Genomic DNA, 6,751 nt, shown 5'->3' on the forward strand with positions numbered 1-6,751 from the left:
GTTGGTTCAAATCCAGCTCCCGCAACCAATTTCAAAGCTCTCACTGTGCTTAACGGTGACACAATACGGACGCGGGGTGGAGCAGCTTGGTAGCTCGTCGGGCTCATAACCCGAAGGTCGTCGGTTCAAATCCGGCCCCCGCAACCAATTTTCGAACGATGACAATTCCTTGTCTCGTACGAAAGATGCTATTCCGTCACGCAATGAGGCGGTGATCATCACCTTCTGTACTGCTCTTTCAATAATGCTGCGAAGCATGAATCCCTAAAATGAAACCCATGTCCGATACAGATGTTCGGATGTTTTTGTCGTTTCACTTTTCTACCTTAAAAACCACTGTCTCTCTTAGCATAGAAAGATAGGGTCTTTCCATTGTTCATTAACAGACTTATCCACAGAAAATAAAATGTGGATAACTTGGTTGATAACAATGAGTAGACAAAATATTCCTCTTGTCAAGAAAGGATCTTTTTTCGTTTTTACAATTAATGTTTAAATGCGTAAATTTGTATTTATTTGTTTTTAAAAGGTTTTTGTGTTTTTTCTTGATTTTGATGACGTTGCTTTTTGATCATTAAGCTCTGCTTTATTGATCCTAGTCATTGATTGGATATGTGTTTAACTTTTTTTGTCTTCGAGTTTGTAAGTAACTTTGCTAATTTTTTCCACATTTTGAAATTTGAGATGGGAATCAAATATTGCAACGCAAAAATGTGTGGTTGTTATCTTGCATCTCTTGGTAGCCCTTTATCGACGATGCGTATTAGCCTTTGCTTTTTTACATCAAGGGACAAGTGGCCAGCTTGAGCTGCTTGTTCCTCTAATGCCCAGTTGATGTGTTCATCCAGTAACTCACTCATTCCCTTGCGAGACTCAAGAGCCGTGACGATTTGTGGAGAGAAAGGTGCGTTGCCCATCGCAATGGCAATGTTTCTGAGCCATTGTAGGTGGCCAATGCGGCGAATCGCGGAGCCTTCCATGTTTCTAAGGAAAGTCGGTTCGTCCCACTGGAATAATGTAATGAGCGAGGCGTTGTTGAAGGGCGCTCTCCGGTGGAAGTCATCGTGTTGCGTCAAGTCTGCGTAACGGTTCCAAGGGCACACTAATTGGCAGTCATCACAGCCATAAATTCGATTGCCAATTGCTTTACGAAACTCTGGCGCGATGATTCCGTCGTGTTCGATGGTGAGATAGGAAATGCAGCGACGCGCGTCGACAACTTTGTTATCGACAATTGCTTGGGTGGGGCAAGAGGTGATACAGGCTTGGCATTTTCCGCATGCTTCTTCACTGGCTTGGTCTACTGGTAATGGCAAATCAACCAGCAGTTCACCTAGGAAGAACCATGAACCTGCGTCTTTATCGAGAATAAGCGAATGTTTTCCTGTCCAGCCGAGCCCGGCTTTTTGAGCTAAGGGGCGCTCTAGGATTGGCGCTGAATCAACGAAAGGGCGATAGCCAAATTGACCCACTTCGGCTTCAATTTTTTTTGCGAGGGCTGAAAGCTGCTTGCGCACTAATTTATGATAGTCACGGCCGAGAGCATAGCGGCTAATATAACCTTGTGTGGGATCCGCGAGATCGGTTGCGAATTGCGCTTGAGGAGGTAGGTAGTTCATACGAACACTGATCACTCTTACGGTTCCTGGTAAGAGTTCGGCTGGACGTGCGCGCATCATGCCATGTCTTGCCATCCAATCCATGCTGCCGTGATAACCTGCGTCGAGCCATTTTTGCAACTGTGCTTCGTGCTCCGTTAAATCAATGTCGCAGATCCCGACTTTTTCAAAGCCGAGTTCTTTTCCCCATTGTTTGATTTGCTGTGCAAGTTGCTGGTAATCCATGGTGACTGCCTGTTCAAAACGGACGCGGATCTTACTGGATCTTCATGTTAGGTTCTAGCACAACCCTCAATCGAGAGCGATTTTTCGTTGAAATGACATTTGGGTGCTTGTCTCTCAAAATGGACACGGTTTACTATTCGTGTTCTTTTGATTTTTATATAGTCAACTTCGATATTCAGAGATACATGATCATGAACGCAAAACAGTTCGAACTGAAAGATGAGCAGGCGACCATACTGCTTGGAACACAACTTGCCCATCTTTGCTCTCAACAGACCACGATTTACTTACACGGTGATCTTGGGGCTGGAAAAACCACCTTTAGCCGTGGTTTTGTTAGAGCGCTTGGTCATGCTGGTAATGTAAAAAGCCCAACCTATACCTTAGTCGAGCCTTATCAGTTAGCCGATTGGCAAGTGTATCATTTTGATCTTTACCGTTTGGCTGATCCTGAAGAGCTCGAGTTCATGGGCATTCGCGACTATTTTACTGCGGATGCGATCTGCTTAGTGGAGTGGCCAGAGAAAGGGGAAGGTCTTCTCCCTAAACCGGATCTGGATATTGATATTCGCTATCAAGGCGAACAACGTATTGCTCAGGTAAAAGCAAATAATGACTATGGCCTAAAGCTGCTCAGTAAATTGGAGTTATGTTGAGTTTAAAGCGCATTCAAAAAGCAGCAGTTTGGCTGTCTGCTCTTTACTTTTTGATCCCTTCTTTAGTTTGGGCCAATGTTTTACAAGGTGTGAGGGTATGGCCTTCACCGGATGAAACTCGAGTGGTGGTAGATTTAGCGGACGAAGCAAACTTCAGCTATTTCTCATTGACCAAGCCTGATCGTTTAGTGGTGGATCTGAAAAGTACATCACTCAAAACTAAGCTGCCGATTACCGTCAGTGATAGCCCAGTGCTGTCTCGCATTCGTCAAAGCTCACCGCCAGAGCAAGGCACCTATCGTTTGGTGTTTGAGTTGAAGAAAAGCGCTCCAGCGGAATTGTTCAAGTTGGCGCCAACCCCAGGAGGCGACTACGGACACCGCTTGGTGATCGACTTACCGCACCAAGCTCGCAGCACTACGACATCGAGCGGCAGCAATAATGCGAAACCGCAAACGGTGAATAAAGACATTCAATCTGTTCAACGAGCGGAAGAAATTTTGATCGTGATTGATCCAGGCCATGGGGGGGAAGACCCAGGTTCGATTGGTCCGACGCGTCGCTATGAAAAAAATGCTACGTTGAGCATTTCGCATAAGATCGCCGCTGAACTCGATGCGGTACCCGGCATTAAAACTAGGCTCACTCGATCTGGGGATTACTTTGTCAATTTGAACCGCCGCGTGGCGATTGCTCGTGAAAACGACGCGCACCTGTTGATCTCTGTACACGCGGATGCCTTTACTTCACCGCAACCGCGTGGGGGGTCGGTGTTTGTGTTGAATACCCGTCGTGCGAACACGGAAATTGCACGTTGGGTTGAGAATCACGAAAAGCAATCTGAAATCTTGGGTGGTTCAGGCGCGGCGTTTACGAACATCAATGATAAGAACGTCAACCAAACCTTACTGGATTTGCAGTTTAGCCACTCGCAGAAAGAGGGCTACAAACTCGCCACAGAAATTTTGTCGGAAATGGGAAAAGTTGCACAGTTGCATAACAGCCAGCCAATCAACACCAGTTTGGCGGTTTTGCGTTCCCCACAAATTCCGTCAGTACTGGTAGAAACGGGATTTATCTCCAATCCAAGCGAGGAAAAGCTGCTGTTTCAGCGCGCGCACCAAGATAAGCTGGCCAAAGCGATCTCAAAGGCGGTGCTGAAATACCTGAAAGATAATCCACCGGAAGGAACGGTGTTTGCCTCTAGTGCGAAACCGATTGTTCACACCGTTAAACGAGGTGAGTCTTTAAGTGTGATCGCTGAGCGTTATGGCACTTCAACGCAAACGATCATGAAAGACAATCAGTTAAAATCTTCAAGTTTGTCGATTGGTCAAACGTTGAAAATTCACCGTGGTGTGCCTGGACCCAAGGTGATTGCGGCTCAACCGAATACCGTGGAAACCAAGACCATTACCCACAAGGTCAGCAAAGGTGAATTTTTGGGCATGATTGCCGATCGTTACAAAGTGTCGGTTGCCGATATTCGTCGAGAGAATAAGCTCAAGTCTGACACCTTATGGGTAGGGCAGAAATTGAGCATCACCGTGAACTTGAAAGATCAACCGATCCGCAAACACACGGTAGCTCGTGGAGAGTTTCTGAGTAAAATTGCAGCCAAGTATGGTGTGAGTGTTTCGAGCATCCGCCAAGCGAACAACTTGCGTTCCGATGAGCTGGCAATTGGGCAGGTATTGATTATTCCAAATAAATAGGCAGAGAGATGACGATCCGGATATTACCAGCGCGTTTGGCGAACCAGATAGCGGCTGGTGAAGTGGTTGAACGCCCCGCTTCTGTGGTCAAAGAGTTAGTGGAAAACAGCCTTGACTCAGGGGCAACTAAGATTGACATCGATATCGAGAAAGGCGGCGCAAAGCTGATTCGTATCCGTGATAACGGCTCTGGTATTGTGAAAGATGAGTTGGGCCTTGCGCTAAGTCGTCACGCGACGTCAAAAATCCACACGTTGGACGATCTGGAAGCGATCATGAGCCTTGGTTTTCGTGGTGAAGCGTTAGCCAGTATCAGTTCAGTAGCGCGTTTGACCCTCACTTCTCGCCCAGCAACGCAAGAGCAAGCGTGGAGCGCTTATACGGAAGGGCGGGATATGCAGGTGAAACTGCAGCCTACCGCTCACCCGATTGGTACCACCGTTGAAGTGGTCGATCTGTTTTTTAATACCCCTGCCAGACGCAAATTTCTTCGAACTGAGAAAACCGAATTTGCCCATATTGATGAGTTGCTAAAACGGATTGCACTCAGTCGTTTTGATGTGTCGATAACCTTACGCCACAACGGTAAAGTGATCCGCCAATATCGTGCTGCACACAATGATCTTCAGGCAGAAAAACGCTTAGCCACCGTTTGTGGTCAAGCGTTTGTACGTTGCATGCTGAAAATAGAGCTCGAACATCAGGGTCTCAAACTTCACGGTTGGATCACCACGCCTGAAGGGGCCCGCCAGCAAAGTGATCTGCAATATTGTTATGTTAATGGCCGGATGATGCGCGACAAGCTCATCAATCATGCCATTCGCCAAAGCTACGAGACGAGCTTAAAGCCTGAGCAATTTGCCGCTTACGTCCTGTTCATTGAGCTGGATCCACATCAAGTTGACGTCAACGTTCACCCTGCCAAACATGAAGTACGCTTCCATCAAGCCCGCTTGGTACATGATTTTATCTATCAAGCACTTGCAAGTGCGTTGGCGCAAAGTGACAGTATCGAGCAGCCGCAAATCAATGAGTCAGCTTTTCATTATCAAGTCGAGCCAGAAGTTGAACCACTCGGTCGCTTTCCTGCCGAAAGTAATGAGGTTCCACAATCGGTTTATCACGCCATTGAAAAAGCGCCAGCCTATCCACGAAAAGCAGGACAAGAGCAACCGTTGCAGCAACGGGCACCTTTGGAAAGCTCGCTCTCCAGTGAACAAGGCTGTGAAGTTTCACCTGCGCCACACAATGAGCGCCATGCTTGGATGGAGTCACGATCCCCTGCGCGCCATACATCACCTTCAAATCAGAGTGAACGCTACGGCGAGTCAGCCCCCAGCAAACAGCAAGTCAAAGCGTATGCGGAGTTACTTCATACCCCGGATTTTCCGTCCCAGAATGTGGAATGTGCTCCGTCGCCCCCAATCGCCTCTCCAGTCCAAGAGTTAGGGAAGGCGGTGTCCGTGGTGGCGCAACGTTATCTTTTGACGACAACGAAGGCGGGTTGCCAACTGATTTCTCTTGCTCGCGCAGAGTTCTATCGAACCCTTGGGCAACTGAATGGTGATAAAGCGCCATTGAAGTCTCAGCCTTTGTTGGTGCCGCTTTCGCTAAAACTGGAAAAAGGGTTGGTTCATGCTGCGCAAGAGCATCAAGATCGTTTTGCTCGGATGGGGATCCTCTTTAAAATGCGTAATGAGAAAGCCCTAATGGTGATGGGGGTGCCTGCGCCATTAAGGCAACAAAATTTACAACTTCTTATTCCAGATCTGTTATCTTACGCCGCTTCGCAAGCCCAGAAGGAAGAGCAGGCACAAAATGACACGGCGATGGCGCAGTGGTTGGCGTTGCGTGTGGCAAAAGTGAAAAGCCACTATACACTTTCTGAGGCGATACAAATTATTTCGGAACTCGAACAACTCTGGCAAGAGAAGCTCCCGCTACAGGATGCTCAACTGGTCACGAGTGTCGATTTCTCGGCAACGATTGCACAACTGACATGACACCATGACTGAACAATTACCTTTAGCTCTGTTTTTAATKGGGCCGACAGCATCGGGAAAACGGAATTAGCAATCCGATTGCGTCAACGATATCGTGACTTATCAGTGTCGACTCCGCTCTAATTTACAAGGGCATGGATATTGGCACTGCCAAACCTGATGAACGCGAGCAGCAACTGGCACCGCATCGTTTGATCGATATTTTAGATCCGACCGAAGCCTATTCTGCGGCTGATTTTCGTCGTGATGCACTCGAAGCTATGAACGAGATCGTGGCACAAGGCAAAAATTCCGCTGCTTGTCGGTGGAACTATGCTGTAATTTCAGCGTTACTCGAAGGTCTGTCACCACTTCCTGCTGCAAATGCTGAAATACGTCAGCAAATTGAACAAGAAGCATTGACGAAAGGTTGGTCAGTATTGCACGATGAGCTTCAAGAGATTGATCCTGTATCGGCAGCGAGAATACACCCGAATGATCCGCAAAGATTGTCGCGTGCATTGGAAGTTTATCGAATTTCAGGTAAAACTCTT

Annotated in this window: 5 protein-coding genes and 1 tRNA gene; 5 read left to right on the forward strand and 1 reads right to left on the reverse strand. The window is 47.4% G+C overall.

The genetic code is table 11. From position 1 onward, the window contains the following. The first annotated feature begins 70 nt into the window (after positions 1 to 70). A tRNA-Met gene (locus tag CIK04_RS11405) sits at positions 71 to 147 on the forward strand. A gap of 575 nt (positions 148 to 722) precedes the next feature. Here the strand turns inward: CIK04_RS11405 and queG are convergent. After that, positions 723 to 1,844 carry a tRNA epoxyqueuosine(34) reductase QueG gene (gene queG / locus CIK04_RS11410; protein ID WP_086467859.1) on the reverse strand — a complete coding sequence of 374 codons (1,122 nt, stop codon included), beginning with the start codon at positions 1,842 to 1,844 and terminating at the stop codon, positions 723 to 725. A gap of 191 nt (positions 1,845 to 2,035) precedes the next feature. Between queG and tsaE the strand changes: the two genes are divergently transcribed. From tsaE to CIK04_RS11430, 4 genes are all read left to right on the forward strand, one after another. After that, positions 2,036 to 2,500, forward strand: coding sequence for a tRNA (adenosine(37)-N6)-threonylcarbamoyltransferase complex ATPase subunit type 1 TsaE (tsaE, locus tag CIK04_RS11415; protein ID WP_026130582.1), 465 nt, complete (start codon positions 2,036 to 2,038; stop codon positions 2,498 to 2,500). Continuing rightward, positions 2,494 to 4,215: an N-acetylmuramoyl-L-alanine amidase gene (locus CIK04_RS11420; RefSeq protein ID WP_039450050.1), complete on the forward strand. Its 1,722-nt coding sequence runs from the start codon at positions 2,494 to 2,496 to the stop codon at positions 4,213 to 4,215. Before tsaE ends, CIK04_RS11420 begins: the two co-directional genes overlap by 7 nt. Before the next feature lie 8 nt (positions 4,216 to 4,223). Beyond that, on the forward strand, positions 4,224 to 6,218 hold the full coding sequence (gene mutL / locus CIK04_RS11425) for a DNA mismatch repair endonuclease MutL (protein ID WP_038939553.1): 1,995 nt from the start codon (positions 4,224 to 4,226) through the stop codon (positions 6,216 to 6,218). Between the two features lie 134 nt (positions 6,219 to 6,352). Next, positions 6,353 to 6,751: tRNA (adenosine(37)-N6)-dimethylallyltransferase MiaA (locus CIK04_RS11430; protein ID WP_325205711.1), on the forward strand; the 399-nt coding region annotated here is incomplete at its 3' end.

The organism is Vibrio sp. 03_296 (genome assembly GCF_002265885.1).

Excerpts from the sequence above, each read along its gene's own strand:
- tsaE (WP_026130582.1), top strand. The coding sequence starts at position 2,036 with ATGAACGCAAAACAGTTCGAACTGAAAGATGAGCAGGCGACCATACTG.
- CIK04_RS11420 (WP_039450050.1), top strand. The coding sequence starts at position 2,494 with ATGTTGAGTTTAAAGCGCATTCAAAAAGCAGCAGTTTGGCTGTCTGCT.
- mutL (WP_038939553.1), top strand. The coding sequence starts at position 4,224 with ATGACGATCCGGATATTACCAGCGCGTTTGGCGAACCAGATAGCGGCT.
- queG (WP_086467859.1), bottom strand. The coding sequence starts at position 1,844 with ATGGATTACCAGCAACTTGCACAGCAAATCAAACAATGGGGAAAAGAA.